The 20741-nt window shown below is 57.3% G+C and carries 19 protein-coding genes; 13 read left to right on the forward strand and 6 right to left on the reverse strand.

Annotation, left to right across the window (positions count from 1 at the left end; genetic code table 11):
- The first annotated feature begins 36 nt into the window (after nucleotides 1–36).
- The 13 genes from rpsB (at nucleotide 37) to ACYQ15_RS17865 (ending at nucleotide 12911) form a co-directional block, all read left to right on the forward strand.
- Nucleotides 37–852 carry a 30S ribosomal protein S2 gene (rpsB, locus tag ACYQ15_RS17805; RefSeq protein WP_459938838.1) on the forward strand — a complete coding sequence of 272 codons (816 nt, stop codon included), beginning with the start codon at nucleotides 37–39 and terminating at the stop codon, nucleotides 850–852.
- Entirely contained in the window at nucleotides 853–1455 is a 603-nt protein-coding gene (gene tsf, locus ACYQ15_RS17810; protein WP_459938839.1) for a translation elongation factor Ts, read from the forward strand.
- Between the two features lie 13 nt (nucleotides 1456–1468).
- Nucleotides 1469–2188 (forward strand): UMP kinase, encoded by a 720-nt coding sequence (gene pyrH, locus ACYQ15_RS17815; protein ID WP_459938840.1) that lies wholly within the window; start codon nucleotides 1469–1471, stop codon nucleotides 2186–2188.
- 1 nt (nucleotide 2189) lies between these two features.
- On the forward strand, nucleotides 2190–2744 hold the full coding sequence (frr, locus tag ACYQ15_RS17820) for a ribosome recycling factor (RefSeq protein WP_459938841.1): 555 nt from the start codon (nucleotides 2190–2192) through the stop codon (nucleotides 2742–2744).
- A gap of 356 nt (nucleotides 2745–3100) precedes the next feature.
- Nucleotides 3101–3823, forward strand: a complete 723-nt coding sequence (gene uppS, locus ACYQ15_RS17825; protein WP_459938842.1) for a polyprenyl diphosphate synthase — start codon at nucleotides 3101–3103, stop codon at nucleotides 3821–3823.
- Complete coding sequence (locus ACYQ15_RS17830; RefSeq protein ID WP_459938843.1) at nucleotides 3820–4620, forward strand: phosphatidate cytidylyltransferase; 801 nt, start codon at nucleotides 3820–3822, stop codon at nucleotides 4618–4620. The genes uppS and ACYQ15_RS17830 overlap by 4 nt, the downstream gene beginning before the upstream one ends.
- Nucleotides 4621–4687: 67 nt before the next feature.
- Entirely contained in the window at nucleotides 4688–5929 is a 1242-nt protein-coding gene (gene dxr / locus ACYQ15_RS17835) for a 1-deoxy-D-xylulose-5-phosphate reductoisomerase (RefSeq protein WP_459938844.1), read from the forward strand.
- A 79-nt stretch (nucleotides 5930–6008) separates the two neighbouring features.
- A complete protein-coding gene (locus tag ACYQ15_RS17840; protein ID WP_459938845.1) occupies nucleotides 6009–6389 on the forward strand; it encodes a four helix bundle protein in 381 nt (126 codons plus the stop codon).
- A 517-nt stretch (nucleotides 6390–6906) separates the two neighbouring features.
- Entirely contained in the window at nucleotides 6907–7971 is a 1065-nt protein-coding gene (gene rseP / locus ACYQ15_RS17845; RefSeq protein ID WP_459938846.1) for an RIP metalloprotease RseP, read from the forward strand.
- 16 nt (nucleotides 7972–7987) lie between these two features.
- Nucleotides 7988–8761 (forward strand): tRNA (adenosine(37)-N6)-threonylcarbamoyltransferase complex dimerization subunit type 1 TsaB, encoded by a 774-nt coding sequence (gene tsaB, locus ACYQ15_RS17850; RefSeq protein ID WP_459938847.1) that lies wholly within the window; start codon nucleotides 7988–7990, stop codon nucleotides 8759–8761.
- The gene (locus ACYQ15_RS17855) at nucleotides 8758–10995 is read left to right on the forward strand and encodes a DUF3536 domain-containing protein (protein WP_459938848.1); all 2238 of its coding nucleotides are present in this window, start codon (nucleotides 8758–8760) and stop codon (nucleotides 10993–10995) included. The genes tsaB and ACYQ15_RS17855 overlap by 4 nt, the downstream gene beginning before the upstream one ends.
- 9 nt (nucleotides 10996–11004) lie before the next feature.
- A complete protein-coding gene (locus ACYQ15_RS17860; protein WP_459938849.1) occupies nucleotides 11005–11493 on the forward strand; it encodes a hypothetical protein in 489 nt (162 codons plus the stop codon).
- 320 nt (nucleotides 11494–11813) lie between these two features.
- The gene (locus tag ACYQ15_RS17865; RefSeq protein WP_459938850.1) at nucleotides 11814–12911 is read left to right on the forward strand and encodes an FAD:protein FMN transferase; all 1098 of its coding nucleotides are present in this window, start codon (nucleotides 11814–11816) and stop codon (nucleotides 12909–12911) included.
- Between the two features lie 137 nt (nucleotides 12912–13048).
- On the opposite strand, the gene ACYQ15_RS17870 is transcribed toward ACYQ15_RS17865, so the two are convergent.
- From ACYQ15_RS17870 to ACYQ15_RS17895, 6 genes are all read right to left on the reverse strand, one after another.
- Nucleotides 13049–13684: a PEP-CTERM sorting domain-containing protein gene (locus ACYQ15_RS17870; RefSeq protein ID WP_459938851.1), complete on the reverse strand. Its 636-nt coding sequence runs from the start codon at nucleotides 13682–13684 to the stop codon at nucleotides 13049–13051.
- Between the two features lie 778 nt (nucleotides 13685–14462).
- On the reverse strand, nucleotides 14463–15206 hold the full coding sequence (locus tag ACYQ15_RS17875) for an Ig-like domain-containing protein (RefSeq protein ID WP_459938852.1): 744 nt from the start codon (nucleotides 15204–15206) through the stop codon (nucleotides 14463–14465).
- A 177-nt stretch (nucleotides 15207–15383) separates the two neighbouring features.
- Nucleotides 15384–17012 (reverse strand): LytR C-terminal domain-containing protein, encoded by a 1629-nt coding sequence (locus tag ACYQ15_RS17880; protein ID WP_459938853.1) that lies wholly within the window; start codon nucleotides 17010–17012, stop codon nucleotides 15384–15386.
- 252 nt (nucleotides 17013–17264) lie between these two features.
- A complete protein-coding gene (locus ACYQ15_RS17885) occupies nucleotides 17265–18164 on the reverse strand; it encodes a tetratricopeptide repeat protein (RefSeq protein WP_459938854.1) in 900 nt (299 codons plus the stop codon).
- 543 nt (nucleotides 18165–18707) lie between these two features.
- A complete protein-coding gene (locus ACYQ15_RS17890) occupies nucleotides 18708–19667 on the reverse strand; it encodes a type II secretion system F family protein (RefSeq protein WP_459938855.1) in 960 nt (319 codons plus the stop codon).
- A 51-nt stretch (nucleotides 19668–19718) separates the two neighbouring features.
- Entirely contained in the window at nucleotides 19719–20690 is a 972-nt protein-coding gene (locus ACYQ15_RS17895) for a type II secretion system F family protein (protein ID WP_459938856.1), read from the reverse strand.
- Nucleotides 20691–20741: the final 51 nt, after the last annotated feature.

Here is a 20741-nt window from a genome sequence, read left to right on the forward strand (position 1 = left end):
AGGGTGGAGGAAAAACCCGATTCAAGGAGCATTATCATGGCGTATGTGACAATGAAGCAAATGTTGGAGACCGGCGTGCACTTCGGTCACCAGACCCGGCGCTGGAATCCCAAGATGCGGCCCTATATTTTCGGTGCGCGCAACGGAATCCACATCATCGACCTGCAGCAGACCGTGCGCATGTTCCAGAAGGCGCACGACTTCATCGCTGAGACCGCGGCCCAGGGCGGCAAGGTCATGTTTGTCGGCACCAAGCCCCAGGCCCGGGAGATCATCAAGCAGGAAGCGGCGCGGGCCGGCATGTATTCCGTAACCCATCGCTGGATGGGCGGCACCATGACCAACTTCCAGACCATTCGCAGCAGCATTGACCGATTGAAGAAGCTGGAGGGCATGTTCGAGGACGGAACCATCAACCGTTTCGTCAAGAAAGAGATCGTACGCATGCAGCGCGACGTGGAGAAGCTGAATCTGGCTCTGGGCGGCATCAAGGACATGGATGATCTGCCCCAGGCAGCTTTCATCATCGACCCGAACCGGGAACAGATCGCCGTCCAGGAATGCCGCAGGCTGAACATCCCCGTGGTCGGCGTGGTGGACACCAACTGCGATCCGGATCTGATCGACTTCATCATCCCCGGCAACGACGACGCCATCCGCGCCATCAAGTTGTTTGCCGGCAGCATTGCCGATGCCTGCCTCGAGGGAGCCGCCAGGATGCGTGACACGGCCGGCGCGGAGCAGAAAATGGAAGACGAAAAACGCGCTGACGAGGGCGCCGAGCAGCCCGCGGTTGATGCGGCGGTCAGCAAGGACGACGACAGAATACTTGACGCTACGGAGGAGAAGTAAATGGCAATTTCCGCAAGTTTGGTAAAGGAACTGCGCGAGCGAACCGGCGCAGGCATGATGGACTGCAAGAAGGCGCTGGAAGAGTGCGGCTGCGATCAGGAAAAGTCCGTGCTCTGGTTGCGTGAAAAAGGCTTGTCCAAGGCCCAGAAGAAGTCCGGCAGAGCGACTTCTCAGGGCTTCATCGGTTCATATATCCACTCCAACGGCAAGATCGGAGTCATGGTCGAGCTGAAATGCGAAACCGACTTTGTTGCCAAGAACGAGAAGTTTCTGGAGCTGGCCAAGGATCTGGCCATGCAGGTCGCTGCCACGTCTCCGCTGTGCGTCGCGCCCGAGGACATCGATCCCGAGGTTCTGGAACGCGAACGGCAGATCTTCACCCAGCAGACCAGGGACGAAGGCAAGCCGGAGAACATCATCCCCAAGATCGTGGACGGTCGAATGAAGAAGTTCGCGCAGGAAGTCTGCCTTCTGGAACAGGCCTTCATCAAGGATGATTCCCGCAAGGTGAAGGATCTGATCACCGAGACCATCGCCGTGCTCGGCGAAAACATCCAGGTCGGACGGATCGTGCGTCTGGCCCTGGGCGAGGAGGCGGCATAGCTGCCGAAACGTCATGCATCTGAAATACCCCAGGGTACTCCTCAAAATCAGCGGCGAGGCCCTGGCCGGGCCCAAGCCCTTTGGAATCGATCCCGAGACCATTGACACCTTTTGTCAGGAGATCGTGGACGTTGCCGACTTGGGCATCGAATTGTCACTGGTGATCGGCGGAGGGAACATTTTTCGCGGTCTCTCCGCCGCTTCCCAGGGCATGGACCGGGCCGGCGCCGACTATATGGGCATGCTGGCCACGGTGATCAACTCCCTGGCGGTTCAGGACGGACTGGAAAAGCTGGGGTTGTCCACCCGCGTGATGACCGCGTTCTCCATGCAGCAGGTCGCCGAACCCTACATCCGCCGCCGGGCCATCCGGCATCTGGAAAAGAAACGGGTGGTGATCTGCGCCGCGGGAACCGGCAATCCCTTTTTCACCACGGATACCGCGGCCGTGTTGCGGGGCGCCGAACTCAAGGTTCAGGCGATTCTCAAGGCCACCAAGGTGGACGGAGTCTACGACAAGGATCCCAAAAAGCATCAAGACGCCCGGTTGTTCACGCACATCTCCTACATCGACGTATTGAAAAAGCGCCTGCAGGTCATGGATTCCACGGCGATTTCCCTGGCCATGGACAACAATCTGCCCATCATCGTGTTCAACTTGTTCACCGCGGGCAACATCAAGCGGGTCGTACTGGGAGAAGACACGGGAACGCTGGTCACAGGAGGAGAATAACATGGCTTCCGTATTGAAAGACAACAGAGAGCGCATGGAGAAAACCCTGCAGAGCCTGGACAAGGAATTCAAGCGGTTGCGTACCGGTCGGGCCTCCTCGGCCCTGCTGGAGGGCATTCGCGTCGATTACTACGGCACCCCGACCCCTCTGGAGCAGCTGGCCTCCGTATCCATCCCGGACAGCCGGACCATCGCCATCCAGCCCTGGGACCGGGCCGCTTTCAAGGATATCGACAAGGCCATTCTCAAGTCCGATCTCGGCTTGAACCCGGTCAACGACGGCAAGACAATCCGGATCATTATTCCGCCGCTGACCGAAGAACGCCGCAAGGAACTGGTGAAGATCGCCAAGAAGTTCACCGAGGACGCCAAAGTCGGCATTCGCAACATTCGTCGCGATGCCAACGACACCTTGAAGAAGCAGGAAAAAAGCAAAGAAATCACCGAAGACGAACTGCGCAAGATCCAGGATGACGTCCAGAAACTGACGGACGAGTTCATTGCCAAGACTGACGAGGTTTTCGCGGCCAAGGAAAAGGAAATCATGGAGATCTGAGCCGGTTTTATTTTAACCAGTTCGTATCCGACAAAGTTTTTCCGGCGCAAAAATGACGCTGTTATTGAGGATGGCGCTGCATTATCGGGGTTCGAAATCGCAATCGAAATCGTTGGGATGAACTTGGCATGACTTTCGATGCCGATTTCGATTGCGATTTCGATTTCGATTAAGAAAGCAAAATAGTAACTACTCAGCTCATCCGAGAAAAATCGGACTGGATACCGGCCTTCGCCGGTATGACTTAACTTGGAAAGGACGTGGTATGATACGTCATTCCGGCGAAAGCCGAAATCCAGCTCTGGCGAGTGACCACAGAGTGTGTGCTGAATAGTTACGCAAAATATTGATTAGAAATGGAACTTCCGAAACATATCGCCATCATCATGGACGGCAACGGGCGCTGGGCCGAGCAGCACGGGCTGCCCCGCACCGAAGGCCACAAGGCCGGCACCCAGTCGGCTCGCAAGGTCGTCACCTACTGTCGCAAGCTTGGCATTCCGCATCTGACCTTCTACACCTTTTCCAAGGAAAACTGGTCCCGCCCCCGCGAGGAAATTTCGTTTCTTTTCGATATGCTCCAGGCGTATCTCAAGGACGAGATGGACTCCCTGCTTGAGCGCGACATCCGGTTGCAGGTCCTGGGCGAGTGGTCCGACCTGCCTTTTTCCCTGCGCCAGATCCTGCGCCATGTCTGCTCCCGAAGCAGCCATTGCCGTTCCATGGTCGTCAACCTGGCCCTGAACTATTCCGGGCGCGAGGAAATTCTGCGGGCCTGCAAGAAACTTTTTGAACAGGGGCTTGTACCGGACCAGATCACTGAAAGCAGTTTTGCCGCGCAATTGGATACGGCCGGGCAGCCCGACCCGGATCTGATCATCCGCACCAGCGGCGAGCAGCGCCTGAGCAACTTCCTGCTTTACCAGGCCGCCTACAGCGAATTGTACTTCACGCCGGTCCTCTGGCCGGACTTTGATGAATCCCACCTGCAGGCCGCCCTGGATGAGTTTTCCGGGCGATCCCGCCGTTTCGGCGGTCTGGAGCCGCAATCCACCGGAACCAACGCGAGCGAGACATGATCCTGACATCTCACCACAAGCGACTGCTGACCGGGCTGTTGCCCCTGCCCCTGCTGCTGTGGGTGCTATATATCGGAGGATGGCCGTTGCTGCTGCTGGTGATCGCGCTGTCCGCCCTGGGACAGTGGGAATTCTACGCCATGTTCTGGCAAAAGGAACAGATCCTTAAGAAATTCCTCGGGATTGCGGCAGGCTCACTGTTTCTCATCGGTGTGTATTTTTCTCCGGCAGCGGCCCCGATTCTGCTGGCCGTGCTCTTCTGCCTGTCCGGGGTTCTTTTTGTCGCGGAATATGCCAAGAAGCCGGATTCCACACGGTACCAGGATGCCCAGATCCTGTTTCTCGGTGTCTGCTATCTTCCGTTGCTGTTGCATTTCGCCCTGGCCATGCCATGGCCGGCACTGCTTCTGGTGGTGGCCGGGGCCTTTATTTCCGATACCGGCGCCTATTACGCCGGGTCGATGTGGGGCAAACGGCATGTCTGGCCGACCATCAGCCCCAAAAAGACCTGGATGGGCAGTGCCGGCGGAATGACCGCCTGCATCGTGTCCACCGTGATCATCGGCCTGATCTGGGGAACAGCCGGCATAACGGCCCTGGTGGTACTGGGTATTGTCCTGAATGTGGCCTCCCAGTTCGGCGATTTTTTCGAATCCGCGCTGAAACGCTCCAGGGCCATCAAGGATTCCGGAAGCCTGTTGCCCGGTCACGGCGGCATTCTGGACCGCATCGACAGCCTCCTTTTCGCGCTTCCCGCATACGCCGCACTCAGCCACCTCCATCCGTTCTTCGGATAACCGGTGATCCGGATTGGCGCGGCGCCATATTCTTATCTCCGCAACCATTTTTCCTGAAGATCGCTTCATGCCCATGCCCAATGGTTTCAATTACATCAGCACCGTCCCCGAAACCGGGTTTTCAATCGCGACGGATAATCCGCGTCGGCTTGCCATCCTGGGCAGTACCGGTTCCATCGGCCAAAGCGCCCTGGGTGTAATCCGGGAACATCCGGAGCAGTTCCGGATTCTTGGCCTGGCCGGTGGACGCAATATCCGCCTTCTGGCGGAACAGGCCCGGCAGTGGCGACCGAAGATGCTGGCCGTCCTGGACGCTTCCCTGGCCCGGGAACTCGCGGAACTGCTGCCCACGGACTACTCCCCGGAGATCGTTCACGGCAAGGACGGTTACGAAAACCTGGCCACGCTTTCCGAAGCCGAGATGGTGATTTCCGCGCAGGTCGGAGCCGCGGGTCTTCCGGCTACCCTGGCCGCGGCCCGGGCCGGCAAGGTCATCGCTTTGGCCAACAAGGAGTCCCTGGTCCTGGCCGGGAACATGATCCGCGAAGCCTGTCGACGGTCCGGGGCCATGATTCTGCCCGTGGATTCGGAGCACAACGCCGTGTTCCAATCCCTGCGCGGCGAAAAATCATCCAGCCTGAAGCAGATCATCCTGACTGCATCCGGCGGCCCGTTTCGAGATTTGGACGGGTCCGATTTGACCGGGGTCACGGTGCGCCAGGCTTTGGCCCATCCCAACTGGTCCATGGGTGCGAAAATCAGCGTGGACTCTGCTACTTTGATGAACAAAGGACTGGAGGTTATCGAGGCCTGCCTGCTGTTCGGCGTGGAACTGGAGCGGGTTGCGGTACTGATCCATCCGCAAAGCATCGTCCATTCCCTGGTGGAGTTCGAGGACCGTTCCCTGCTGGCGCACATGGGACCTGCGGACATGCGGGTGCCCATCTCCTACTGTCTCGGATTCCCGGATCGTCTGGGTCTGCAAAGCCTCGCTCCCCTGGATCTGCTCCAGACCTCGACACTCACCTTTTCAGCCCCTCGGACTGAATTTTTTCCCTGCCTGGACCTGGCCCGTCAGGCCTTTGCTTCCGGACCGAGCCACCTGGTGGTGCTCAATGCGGCCAATGAAACCGCGGTGGATCTCTTCCTGAAGGAAAAATTGTCCTTCATGAATATTCCCGCGCTGATCCGCCACTGCCTGGACGACCATCCCGGAGAACCTGTGGACTCCCTGGAATCCATCCTGGACCTCAGCGCTCGCACCCAGTCCCACGCCCTCAACTGGTCCATCGGCAGAGAAGTTGCTTAATCCGGATTTGTGCTTATCTTTGTGCGGCTGAATCAAGTTATCTCTTAATCGAAATCGAAATCGCAATCGAAATCGAAAAATGACCCTCGGACACGAAAACCTCGACGTCTACCGCCTCTCAATCAGCTATGTCGCCTGGGTTTTCAAAAAATGCCAACCTCTCGCGGGAATCCACCGTAATGCCCGGGATCAATGGCTTCGAGCCAGCCAGTCGATCCCGCTGAACATTGCCGAAAGCAATGGAAAAACCGCTTCCGCGGATCGCAGAAGATATTTCGAGATTGCCCGTGGCTCGGCTCTGGAGGGTGCTGCTATTCAGGATGTTCTGGTCGTCGGAAATGCGCTGGACGAGGTTGAAAGCCGCGAACGTAAAAGCGAGTTGAACCGAATGGCTTTGATGCACAGTCGCTTGGGCGGCAGAGGGTATTGCGCGGAGGAGTGCGGCGAGGAGTATTGTTGATGGGTGTTCTTTTTTTCGCAATCGAAATCGAAATCGCAATCGCAATCGAACAACATAGGTAACTGCTCGATAAGGCAGGGCAACCAACCACCTCGGATCCGTGCTGCCTGGATACAGGCCTGCGCCGGTATGACGGAATGGAGTACATCGATAACGAGCTTTCTCGATCGTCACCCCGGCGAAGGCCGGGGTCCAGGTGTTTGTAACTGCTCAAAAAGGTCGGGCACGGACTGCGCGTTACCCTTGAAGCTGGATTCCCGCCTTCGCGGGAATGACTTCAATGAGAACGCTTTTACAAGCACGTCATGCCCGCGAAGGCGGGCATCCAGACCATGCTTGCCACAGTTTATTGAGCAGTTACAGGTGTTTTTGTGTGGTCCACTTACCCAGATTATTGAGCAGTTACCAGAATAGTGATTTAAAAATCGATTTCGATTGCGATTTCGATGGAGATAGGATTGTGCTGACTTGGTATTATTTGCTGTTTTAATTTGATATACTAACCATCGAGCTACAAATGCAGAGTGTTATTGCCATTGTTCTTGTGCTTGGGGTGCTGATATTTTTTCATGAGCTGGGGCATTTTATCGTGGCCCGGCTGTTCAAGATCGGCGTTCCTGTTTTTTCCCTTGGCTTTGGGCCGAAGCTGTTCAGTTTCGTTTCCGGTGGAACGGAATACCGGCTTTCCGCCATTCCCCTGGGCGGATACGTCAAGCTGGCCGGCGAAAGCTCCCAGGAGGATCTGCCCTCGGAGGTTCCCCCGGAGTCCAGTTTCAGCCTGCGCCCGCCATGGCAGCGGATCCTGGTGGTTGGGGCCGGGCCGTTCTTCAACTTTTTCCTGGCAGTATTCATCTACTGGGGGCTGTTCTGGTACCACGGCCAGCAGGAACTCCTGCCCGTAGTGGGTCAGGTGCAGGAGAACAGCGCCGCCGAAGCCGCTGATATTCAGGCCGGGGACCGGATTGTGGCCATCAACGGCCAGGAAATCCAGTACTGGCGTCATCTGTCCGAGCAGATTCAGGAGTCCGAGGGCCAAGCCATGCACCTCACGATCCTGCGTAACGAGCAGGTCGTGCAGTTGACGGCCGAACCCCAGGTGGCGACCCGTCAGAACATTTTCGGGGAAGACATTCGGGTGGCCATGCTCGGCATTACCGCTGCCGGGGAAACCCAATCCATTGCCCTGGGGCCGGGGACAGCCCTGATCGCCGGCGCGGAACAGACCTGGGAAATCGTCAATCTGACCGTCCAGGGCATCATCAAGCTCATCGGCCGGATCATTCCCGCGGACAATATCGGCGGGCCGATTCTCATCGCCCAGCTGGTCAGCGAACAGGCCGCCGAGGGGATGACCAACCTGCTGGCTCTGACTGCCCTGATCAGCATCAATCTCGGCCTGCTGAACCTGCTTCCCGTCCCCGTGCTGGACGGCGGACACATCCTGTTCTACGTGATCGAAATGATCAAGGGAAAGCCGCTCAACGCCCGGGCTCAGGAGCTCGCCTACAAGTTCGGTATCGCCTTCCTGATCGCGTTGATGACCTTTGCCGTGTTCAATGACATCACACGCTTTTTCCAATGACCTTAGGCCGGAGAACATGACGGGCAAGCTCCTCCTGGTGCTCAACGGCGCCGAGGAGCGGGTCCAGATTGTCCTGGCCCGCGGAGAGAGCCTGATCCTGCATCAGGAATGGGCAGCCCCGGCCCGGGTGATGCGGTTTCTGGTCCCTGCTCTGGAAAACGCCCTGGACATGCTGGAAATGCGGATGCAGGACGTTACCGGTATTGCCTGCGTGCGTGGGCCGGGCAATTTCACGGGGCTGCGGTTGTGTCTGGCCACAACCTATGGGCTGGCCATGGGCGCCGGTTTGCCCATGGCCGGGCTGGATTATCTGCCCACCCTGGCCGCCGGACCCGGGCCGTTGCTCCATGGCCGCTTGGCCGTCCTCACCCATGCCCGCTCCAATCAGATCAATTGCCAGCTGTTCCGGGTTCCGGACATGACCCCGCTCACTCAGCCCGAAACCATGGCTCTGGATAATTCTGCCTCCCTGGAGCCCCTTCTGGGATCCCTCGCGGAGGGCGCTTCGAGCCCGCTGTATATCCTGGGCAGTGGTGTCCGCCGCAATCAGGATGTGCTGCAAAATCTGCTTCCCCAAGCCAGGATTCTGGATTCCTGCTGGGACAATCCCCGTCCTGACGTCCTGATCCGCCAGACTCTCGCGGCCCGTTTTTCCTTCGAACCAGTTGAACCGCTCTATCTGCGGCCTTGCGACGCCGAAGAGAATCTGGAAGTTTTCGCGGCCAAGCGCGGCATCAGCCCCCAGGAGGCCCGGGACCAGCTGCGTTTGGCCATGGAGGGAGACACGTGAGCGCAACACGCAAACTTTGCATTCACGGTCACTTCTATCAGCCTCCGCGCACGGATCCCTGGATGCGGGAACTGCTGCCCGAAGGCAGCGCGGGACCGGGATTGAACTGGAACCGGCGTATTCTTCAGGAATCCTATGCCCCCCTGGCCTGGGCCCGGCGCAGGGACGGTCACGGCCGGATCACGGACATCGTCAACTGCTATGCCTGGGTCAGCTTCAATTTCGGCCCGACCCTGCTTTCCTGGCTCGAACACGACGACCCCCAATGCTACGCCCGGATCCTGGAAGCCGACCGCCTCAGCCTGGAACGCTGGGGCCACGGCAACGCCTTGGCCCAGTGCTATCATCACATGATCATGCCTTTGGCCTCGGAACTGGACAAGGATGTTCAGCTGGCCTGGACCGCGGCTGACTTTCAGGCCCGCTACGGCCGCATGCCCGAGGGTTTGTGGCTGTCCGAGGCCGCCGTGGACACACCGACACTGGAGGCCGTGGCTCGGGCCGGTTTCCGGTTCGTGATCCTGGCGCCGCGCCAGGCTCTGGCCGTGGCGGATCTGAACGGTGCGCACCGCATTCAGGTCGATGAGTCCACCCTGGACATCCGAGAGCCCTATGCCGCACTGCTGCCCTCAGGCCAAAGCCTGGCCGTCTTTTTCTACCATGGCCCGCTTTCCCAGGCCGTGGCTTTCGAGCGGCTCCTGGAGGACGGGGAGCGGTTTTGGCAGCGCGTCAATCAGGCCGCCTCAAGCGGACTGCTCTCCCTGGCCACGGACGGGGAAACCTACGGCCACCACTTTCCCTTTGGTGAAATGGCTCTGGCTTATTTCCTGGAACAGGTCGTGCAGGGGAGAGACGGGCTGGAGCTGACCAATTACGGCGCGTACCTTGCGAGCAATCCACCACAACGACGGGTCTACCTGAAGGAACCTTCCTCATGGAGCTGCATCCACGGCGTGGAGCGATGGCGCTCGGACTGCGGATGCACCGACGGCGGTCATCCCGGCTGGAATCAGCACTGGCGCGAACCGTTGCGCCGGGCATTGACCGAAAACAAGCAGCGCGTGGACAAACTCTTTTTCAACACTGGGCAGCACTGGTTCACTGATCCGCGCCAGGCGCTTCTGGAATATGGCCGAGTTCTGGCCGGCAGCCTGGATCGCCGCGTTTTTCTGGAGCGGTACGGCCTGCCCGGCTCGTCGCCCGAGACGAAGCACACGGCCTTCGACCTGCTGGCCATGCAGGAATGGGCCATGTGCTCCCTGGCCAGTTGCGCTTGGTTTTTCGACGAAATCAGCCGGGTGGAGCCGCTGAACGCCATGGCCTACGCCTTGCGATCCATGGAACTGGCTCGGGCCTGCGGCGGCGAAGACTGGACCGACTCCTTCACCGCCGTGCTGGCGGAAATCCGCTCCAACCTCCCGGATAAGGGCAGCGGAGCGGACCTGTGGTGCAGTCATGTCCTGCCCCGATCCATGAATCCGGCCACCTGGACTTTGCTCGGCCTGTTGCTGAGCCAAGCCCGCGACCGCAAGCCGGAGCAGGGCAGGTTGAGGCTGGAGTTGCGTAGTGCCGATCTGGAACTGCATGTCCGGGAGTCCGCCCCTACGCAGAGCCAGGGTCACGGGCTGCTCACCGGCGCTGAAAATGGTGCGCCCAAGAAATTCACGTGGCACTGGACCTACGGGGAGACGCCGGACGACAATGTGGACGCGGTGCATGTCGTCGTGGACGGGCAGGGGGAATTCTTCTGCACGGTTGCGGATCTGGCCTGGAACAAGCGGCAGCTGATCACCCTGGCCTGGCTGGAGCGTCAGGCCGAGAGCTGGTGGAACAGCCAGCTTGATTTCGCATCCAGGGCCGCGGTTCATTTTCTGGAATGGCAGGAAGACCAGCACCATCCCAACCGGGAGGAGGTCTGGCGGCTGTATCTGCCCGCCTTGGCCTGGACTTTTATCGTATCCGCCGAATCCAGTGTCGCCAAAGAGGAGACGCGGCTTTTTCTCCAGCGCAATTGGCAACCGAACCAGGAGTTTGACGCTCGGCTTGCCGCCCATCTCCTGAGCCTGCTGGCTGATGAAGATCCGGACTGGCTCGCTCTGGAACTGATGGCTGGTCGGATTCGGACCCTGGGCCTGCCGATCAACCTGTGGCCCGTGGAAAATCGGCTCTGGGAAATGCGGCATCTTCCAGAAGTCAAGGCTCTGGCCCCGCTGTTCGGATTCCGGGAATCATGAGGCATTGCCATGTCGGAAAAACTGTTCAAACCTCATCATGCCCTGCCGTGGCTCGCGGTCCTCGCCCTGGCCGTTGTCTGTCTGACCTTCTACGGCAAGCTGCTGCAATCCCGGGAGGACTTGCGTCTGTGCGAAGCGCAGAACCAGGATCTGCGGGAACAGCTCGACGTGGCCAACATGGCGCCGCTCCTTTCCATCCAGCGTGAAGTCCAGCCCAGCCTGAGCGAGTTCGAACTGCGCCGCCTGCAGCGCAAGGGACTGGCCAATCCGGTGTTTGAACTGGTCCAGGACCTGGCCTCCCGCCCCGAACTGATCCCCGCCGAAGCCTTTTTTGGCGGCACCATGTACATCAACACCTCCGAAACCTACGTCCTCACGGATCGCTGGGTCCTGGCCGGTTTCGAGGACGGCCACGTGCGCGGCAATCTGTGGCTGGAGTACAATGTGGACGAGGCGGGGCGGATAACCTGGCGGGTTCTAGGCTGGTACATGAATTAGCGACTTCCTCCTGATGTCCTGTCAGAATTAAAAGAAAGCAACTGCTCAAAAAAAAATGAGGCAATCAAGAGGATAAATCCAGGGAGCGCCGCACCCCAGTGCGGCAGCGGTGTAACGCACTCAGGAAAAGTTTCGGTTGGAGCATGGCCCCAGTAGCTGAATCACGAAACTCCATCCCGGAGACACTCCTTCACGGCAAACCTCACCGCCCGACCTTTTTGAGCAGTTACGTTACCAAAAAAGATCCCTTTCGTCCTCTGCGCCTTCCATGAGAAGGCTAGTCAACGTCCGCCGTGGCGGACCACCTTTCCCAAACTGCCATGCCAACCAATTCTTCCGCTCACGACAGAACACTGCCCCTGACCCCCTTTCCCCTTCTCTCCCTTTTCTTGATCCTCATTCCGGCCATTCTGGCGGCCATGTCTGTTGGTTGTCGACAACCCACGGAGCATGTCTTCACGGGCATGACCATGGGCACGGTCTATACCGTGCGTGTGGTCGGTGTTTCGTCGCGGGCGGTATCCGGACTGGAGACGGAAATCCGCGCCCGCCTGGAGGAGATCAACGCGAGCATGTCCGTGTATCGCCCGGACAGCGAGATCTCCCGGTTCAACTCTCTCGATGCCTCCCATTCCGTGGCTGTTGGTGATGATTTCTGGAATGTACTTCGGACCTCGGTGCTGGTTCATGAGCTGACGGACGGAGCGTTCGATCCCACGGTCAAACCGCTGCTGGATCTTTGGGGCTTTGGTCCCGGATCGTCCGCCGAGAATGACGATCAGCCGCCGGATATGGAAGCGGTTCGCGAGGCTCTGGAGGCTGTCGGGTTGCGCTGGATCGACATTTCCGTGCCGGGTGAACCACGCAAGCTTCATCCCCAGGTGCAATTGGATTTTGGCGGCATCGCCAAGGGCTATGCCGTGGACGCCGTGGCCGAGATGCTGCGAGGGCGAAAACTGGCGGATTTTTTGGTGGACATCGGCGGGGACGTTCTGGTGTCAGGCCGCAACGCGGCAGGCGAGCCGTGGCGGATCGGCCTGAGTCAGCCGGACCGGGGCATGATCGGCAACGAGGCGCTGCTGGTGCTGCGCCCGGACAACAAGGCCGTGCTGACCAGCGGAGACTACCGCCAATACTTTCAACATGACGACCACTACTTCAGCCACGTCCTGGATCCGCGCACCGGCCGGCCAGTGGATAACGGAGTTGCCAGCGTAACGGTCATCGCCCAAAGCGCCGTGTACGCCGATGCCCTGTCCACCGGCCTGATGGTTATGGGAGCGGATGCCGGTCTGGAGTTGGTGGAGTCTTTGCCGGATGTGGAAGCCCTGTTCCTGGTCCGGGAATTCGAGGATCAGGTTGCGGATCGTCGCAGCTCGGGATTTGATTTGGCTGCCGGGCTGTCGCCTGAATATTGAACCGCCCGCTGAGTTTTAAAGATCAAGACGATCATGGATGCAACTGTAAACTTTGCCGCTAAAAAACTTAATATCACAAAAACAAAAGGCGGGGAACGAGTCCCCGCCCTTGGCGTGATTGATGATCTTTTCGTCCATCATTTTGAAAATTTTCTGCGCATTAATGCCAGCCCTGCCAAGCCAAAACCGAGGAGGAGCATGGTGCCCGGTTCCGGGACATCAGGAGTGCCGTTGCCGTCCTGGAATGCTTTTACGTAGGAGATTCCAGGATATGGGTTCCCGCTCATACCAGACTCCAGCCAGCCGGTGTCCCATTTGCCAAAAAGAGCAGAGTCGTATTGGTGTACCGAGAAATAACTTCCTCCTGAGACCACCAAAAAAGTCACGTACTTTTTGTCATCTATAGCTTCGTCTGTTAGTTTCCACGTTCCAGCAATATATTCATCTAATTCGTTCTCTTTAAGCATGTACTTGGTCCATATAACGTCATCTTCTTCGTCCAAAATCTTAACATCTGTGTAAGGGGAACCGTCATATATGAATAAATCTTCTAGTTTGCCAGCGGGCAACTCAGTATGTAGACCTCTGCCCATGTAGTCTCCGAGTTCATAGCCGGTTAAATCGAATTCGGGTTCTGCGTATAAGAACCCACCATAAGGCTCCTGTTTTGTATTTGTTTTGTCTAATGTTTCCAAGGTTAAAGCCATACCCTTGGCCACCAATCCCACCATCAACAAGCACGCCACCATTAGAATAAATATTGTTTTCCTCATGACATTACCTCCTGTTTGAATGACTATGAGAAACATAAGATGGTATGTCTTTAGCAAGAAGTCGGCCAATGCCCGCTGGTTTTTGGGGTGTTGTAGATAGTTGTCCGAATTTCAAGGATTTTTATTTTTAATACTAAGACCATTTTTGCATTAATTTTTCAGTAAGTCCCGTCATTGGATAATAACAAGATGTAAAATTTCCCGGCATGGTAAAGCCGGTGCAGAATAAATAATAGTATTATTTTTGCGGGTTATGTGTCGTCGCCAGATTGGAGAATGTAAAATAAATCGAATGACTGTTAACTTTGTCGACATGAAAACAGCTGTGTCAGCCCTCGATCGGATTGACGCTCTATGCCGTGATATTCCAGCTTACAGGCATGGGGTCTTCAAGGATACGCCCTCACGGGATGGTCCTGCGGAGATTGGGGGAAATTTCAGGTGATTGCAGCGGGGTCTGAATAAGAAGCCGCACTGGGGTGCGGCGGTCCCAGGGGAAGAGGTTTCGCACTGGGTGGATATAATAATGAGTGCAACCGCCAGGATGCACTCATTATATTTGAGGGAGGGGGAATTTCTCGCCCGCTCGAAGACTCGCTCGAGTCGCGGAGGTCGCTGAGAGAGAAAGAATTTGCAAAGCAGGTCCTTCTCCTGCCTTGCAAATGGTTCCCAGGCCTATGGCCATGTCATCTTTCTCTGCTCAGCGCTCTCTGCTTTCTCTAGGCCCGCTTTGGGGCCGGGCGAGAGACCTTCTTATTCTTTATAGACGTGCCTGGACCTAGAATTCCACCGGAAACTGGGTGGACTTGTTGTCGGCTCGGGCGGTGACGGTGACCGGGTGGGTGCTTTTCAGGTTGATGACTGCGATGCCGTGGCGGTTGGACCGTACTTCGGGGATCGGGGCGGGGTTGCCGTGATGGTCCACGAACTGCCCGCCGCTGCTGTGGAACCGCACGGCGACGTTTTCCAGGGGAGTCTCCCGCGGACCGGTGACCAGGACCCGGAGGGTTTTTGTATCCGCCGTGGGACCGGCTTCAATGTTGAACAGGCGGATGTTTTCCACGAGGTAGACCTGGATGGAGGCGGATATGGTTCCGGTACCCACGCTGTCTTGCCAGGGCACATCTTCGCGCTGATGCGATCCGGTGGCCATGGCTGTGACCGTGGCGCTGGGGAAGGAGCCAAGTATCAGATAGATGTCGGCAATACCGTTGGCATTCGTCTCAATGGATGGGCCATTCGGCGTGTTAATGCATTCCATGGTAAATTCTCTGGCATCCACTTCCACCTCTTCGCACAACTGGCCCGCGCTGGTGCTGAAACTGACCAGCACGCCGCCCATCATCTGATTATCCTTGTTCCGAACCGTGGCTCGGACAATTTTGGTAGGTATGGGCAGGAAATCCGTTGAAAACGAATCCATCCGTATTTCACCCGGTCCCGGACCGTCTCCACCACCGCACCCTGGTATCGACAACAAAGCCACCACGATCAACGCAACAAGCCACCATACCCTTTTCATGCAATTCCTCCTTTGAATTGATAATGTGATTGTGTGATTGAATGCCGTTCAGCCCGGGAGCGCCGCACCCCAGTGCGGCAACATATGAGCGCGAATCATCAAATATGACGTGAACATTCCAGACTTGCCGCACTGGGGCGCGGCGCTCCCAGGTCCAAAATGTTCGTCGGTTACCCTTCACGGGCGCACTACGGAATCCGGTCCGCGGCTGATCACCGTTTCCTGGCCGGATGCTGCGAGTTGGGTTGCGTCTTCGTCTTGTCTGCGCCCGAGGACCGCCATCTTGTCGTGATCCAGATCCTTTCCGACAGTAATCCGGATGCGTGCGTCATGCCTGTTCAGGGATGCTTCTTCCTTCAGGAGATATACGCCCGATAACTGGCGGGACAGGAGTTCCGCGGCAGGGAAATAACCGATTTCGTAGTGGATGGTCGTTCGAGGGTGATCGAAATGGTCGGCATTCTTTTTCCGGGTTACCCGGAAGCCGTTGGCTTCCAGATATGATCCGACCTGATGCGCCATGCGGTTGATGCCGTTGCCGTTGAGCACTTCCACGGGAACGGCTTTCAGGAAATCATGATGCCTTGCGGGTTGCTGCCGGCTCAGGGTGGCATCCGAGGGTGAATCGAATGGTGAGGGGTGGGTTGGAGATTGAAGCTCAGCGACCAGCGGGGCCGGGGTTGGAGCGGTGGGTTGGGGCTGATGTGCTGGCTCGTCTGGTCGGGTTGTTTGCTGGTCAGGCTGAAGGCCGGGTTGATGATCCCGCTTCGAGTGCGCCCCGGCGGGCTCGGGCCGGGATGGTTCTGCTGGTGGGGCGGGATTTTGGTTTTGAGAGTCCGCAACAACGACGATCTCTCGGGGTTTTTGAAATTGTTCAGGTCGGTTGGGTATTTCAAATTCATGAGGCCGCTCAGGTTCAAAGGTATTGAACGGTTCTTCCAGCCCCTTGGGGTCGGGAAGCGCCGGGTCAGTTTCCTGGCCAGGATTTTCGGGCATCGGCTTGCGGATCCAGTGTCGCGACTCCGGTTCGGACTGGGCTATATCAACCTGCCGGTCCGGGGTAGGGACCGACTCGTGGAGAGGTGAAAGGGGATTCGCATCCTCAATGGCAACTCCGGCTGGTTTGGATGCCTGGGGTGGGACTGTTTTTTCCGGGGCGAGGGTGATGGACTGCGTCGATTCCATGGGTACGGGTATCTCCACCACATCAGCGGGGGCGGCGTCTCGCTGGAATTCGGCCAGGGCTTTGTCAAAAAGGCCTTTCTGGGCATAAGCCATGCCAAGGTTGTTCAGGAAGATCTTGTTGCTCTCGTCCAGGGCCACGGCTTTCTGGAAGGCCTCGACAGCCGCGGTGTAGTTGCCCTGGAGAAAGTAGGAGTAGCCGAGGTTGTTGTAGATGTAGTCCTGTTCCGGGTCCAGGCTCAGGGCCTGCTTGTACAGGGCCACGGCCTGTTCGTAGTCCTGCAGGTTGTCGCAGGAAACGGCCATGGCGTTGAGGGTCTTGATGTGGTCGGGTTTGAGCAGGAGCACCTTGGCGAATTCATCCACGGCCAGCTTGTGCTGCCCACGGGCCTGGAAATACAGGCCCTGCCGGAAATGCATTTCCGGATTGCGGATGAACGGCCGGGCCGAGGCCACGAGCTGGCGTAGTTCCTGGTCGGTCATGGAGGTGCGGTGATTCGTGCCCCAGGGCCGAGGTTCATGATGTCTGTCCCACAAGGCGCAACCCGACAAGGAGACCAATCCAAAAGCGACACAGACCGGAATGCTGATTTGTTTTAAATGCTTGCCCAAGCCGTTTCCCATGATTTACCTGCCCGTTTTTCAAAATTATTGAACCGCTCGCTACGCTTAAGGCGCAGAGGACGCCAAGGGGAAAACATTTTTTGAAAGCAGGGAAAGAGCTGCTTTCAAAAAGGTTGCCTCACCCCTGCCGGGGTGATGTTTTAAATCGCCGTCAGGCGTGGTGACTTTTTGGCTTCCGCATCTTTCCAGCGGAAGCCAAAACTTCTTCTCTGCGACCCCTGCGTCTTGAGCGAAGCGGGCGGTTCAACATTCCTACTGCTCCTTTTCCAACCCCAACCTCGCCCGTTTCAGATTCTCCCCGGCCATGATGTAGAAGCCCGGTTCGTGTTCGATTGCCTTTTCAAAGGTCCTGATGGCGTCTTCGTAGCGGTTCTTGCTCAGGTAGACGCTGCCCAGGTTGTTGTAGGCCTGAGATTCGGTGCCGCCTTTGCGGAAGGCTTCCAGGGCGGCCTGGTAGTGTCCCAGGTTGGAGAGGGCCAGGCCCAGGTTGTTGTAGACGCGGTGATGCTGGAAATTTAGTTCCAGGGCTCTGTTGAATGCGGCCACGGCTTTTTCGAAATCTCGGGCCATGGTGTAGGATACGCCCAAATTGTTGTACAATGAACCTTCTCCCGGCCGCAGGGCTATAGCCTTTTGGTGCTCGGCCACGGCTAGCGCGGTTTCGCCCCGGCGATCGTGGATCATTCCCAGGTAGGCGCGGGCTCGCCACAGATCCGGGTTCAGGCGCAGGGCCTGGTGCAGGCTGAGCAGGGCCTGATCGAGGTTGCCGGACTGGAACCAGGCCCGCCCCATGCCCTCGTGGGCCAGGGCGAAATCGGGGTCCTTGGCCAGGACCGTCTGGAATTCGGCCATGGCTTCCTGGTTGTGCTCCCCGAGAAGAAAGACCAGCCCCCGTTTGTACCTCGCGCTGAGGTTGCCCGGATCACGTTCCAGGGCGCGGTCGAACTGGAACAGGGCCATCTGCAGGTTGTCGCCTGCCAGCAGATGGTCGCCCAGCCTTTCGTGTTCCCGGCTGGTAATGGTCAACCCGTCATCCCGGACCAGGGATCCCGAATGCTTGGCCGTGCAGGAAACCATTCCCGCGCAGAGGAACAACAATGCCGCGGCCAATCGCGTTGCAACCCCGAACTTTCCAGCCCTGTCATGTCTCATGATTCGATCCTTCACCTGTTGTTAGCACGGTCCCGTGTAACGGTTCCGTGCTGTCGCGGCGGTTTATTTCATTTGGACGCCAAATTCAGCGCGAGACCTCATCCTCGTAGGGCTATCCTTTCGGTAGCCCTGGTGTTGCTGCGTTGGTACTGATCGTCGAGTTGAAATACCGAATTTCCACATATCGTGATCTTTATGCTTGATTTGAACATCCGTGCCATTCGGCGATGCATATTTAATACCGCGTTCACCTTGGCACCCGCGAGGGGAGCCCCTACAAGTCCGTGCTATCGCGGCGATCATATTTTTAGGTAGCCAAATATTCTCAATGCGATAACGTGGCACCCCTATGGGATGTGCTGTTGCGGGATATTTGGGGGCGACGTTGGAGGTGCCTTGTGTGGTCGTGATGGTGTGGTGTGGTGGGAAGGGAAATGCGGTTGCCCGTGCTTTTCAAGCCCTCCTCATGACACCATGTAGGCTGCCCTGAAGAGGATTTTATGTTGGATATATGTTGCGTGTAACGTTGCATGAGGCGTTGCGTTACATCTGGAGAAGGGTCTGGGAAATGCGGATGACCGCTGGACCGAGAATGGCGATGAACATGGATGGAAAAATAAAGAAGAGCATTGGAAAGAGGAGCTTGATGGGGATCTTGGCTGCCTTTTCCTCCGCACGCTGCATACGTTCGGTGCGCATGCTGTCGGAAAAGACTTCCAGGGCTTGGCTGACGCTGGTGCCAAATTTATCGGTTTGTAACAGCAGGGTTACCATGTTCTGCATCTGCTCCAGGTCCGTGCGCATGGCTAGGTTCTTCAGAGCGTCTTGGCGAGGCATGCCGGCACGCATTTCCAAGTTGAAGAGATGCAGTTCGTCGCTCAGTTCCTTGCAGGTGAACTGGATTTCCTTGGCTACCCTGCTGATGGCCGAATCTAAGCCCATGCCCGCTTGGACGCAGACCACCAGCAGATCCAGGGCGTCCGGGAAACCATCCAGAATGGTCTGCCGACGTTTCTGGGTCTTGTTCAGCAGCCAGAGATCCGGAATATAGAACCCGGCCACGGCCAGGGAGGTGATGAACACCAGGGACATTGTGGTGGAGATGACCACTTCGGGCATCAGCAGCCGGAAAAGAAGAAATTCCATGGGCATGATCACGGTCAATGCCAATTTTGCCCCAAAAAAAGCCGTGGGCGCACTTTCGGAGCGGATGCCGGCCTTGAGGAATTTCGGGCGCATGGCGGCATGTTCGGTCAGGCTGTCCTTGCCCATGCTCTTGCCCAACAATCCAAGAACTCCCAGCACCTTGTTTTTCGCGCCGGGCGCAGCCAAGGGAGTCGGCTGAAAGGCGACGGCCGCGCTCCTACCGGATGACTGGATCTTTTGCACCAGCTCAGATTTCTGGGTAGCCGTGCGCACCACTTGGATGATGCCGACCAATAGCAGCATGAAAGTCAGAAAGAATATGGAGGCTATGGCCAGAGGCATATATTCGGGCGGCATGTCGTTTACCCTCCAGGATAAAAGTCACGTTGAATTCTCGTCTTCACAAGTTCACACCTTGATCTTTACCATATTGCGCATGACGAAATAGCCGATAACCATAGTCACCAGGGCGTATCCAATCATGTAATGGCCGATGGTTTCTTCAAAGAGGAGGCTCATGTACTCTGGATTAAGTAACTTCAGAGCACCGACTATCGCGAAAGGCAGAGCAATGAGCACCCACATGGAGAGCACACCTTCAGCAGCCAGGATCTTGATCTTGCCGTAGAAGGTGAACCGCTCCCGGATCAGGGCTGCGGTGTTCTCGATGATCTGGGCTAGATTACCGCCGGTTTCCCGCTGCAGAATTACCGCAACCACGAAGAAGTTCAGGTCCAGGCAGTCCACGCGCTCAGTCATTTTGCGCAGGGCATCGGGAACGGCCACCCCGAAGTTGATTTCGTCCAGGGTGACTTCGAATTCCGGCCCCAAGGGATCCTCGAATTCGTCCGCGGCTAGCTTCAGTCCCGTGCTGAAGGCATGGCCGGCTTTTAGAGATCTGGCCACAAGGCCCAGAGCTTCGGGCAATTGCTTCTGGAATTTGGCCATTCTTCTTTTTTTCATGTTCTTAAGGTATAGGAACGGGCTTGCCACGAAGAGCAGGGCGGCGGGCAGGGCAACAAGCAAACCGTAGTTCAGAAAGCTCAAGACCATATAAGCCGAAAGCCCCAGCAACACGGACAGCATGATGTAGAACCCGACGGAATGCTTGGCGTTGGCCTGGTACAGAAGCTTGTGGAATCGATCCGCGAAAGCGAAGTGTCGGAGCAAGTCGTTCAGGCCCTTGATGTCACTGTATTTGATCCTGCGCTCAATATCCGGCGCGTCTTCTAGGTTTTGCTGGTGAAAGGTAATCTTGCGCAGCTTCTTGCGAATCTTGGCCCGATCGGGATCTTTGAAGGTGCGCAGGCCATAGAGCAGAATTTCGATGGTAATGATCGAAGTGAGAAAGATGAGTATGGCGACCATGTAGATGTTCATAGATTAACCTTCCTGAGCATTTGCATTTAAGAATTTGAACCGCCCCCGCAC

Source organism: Desulfonatronum parangueonense (genome assembly GCF_054656975.1).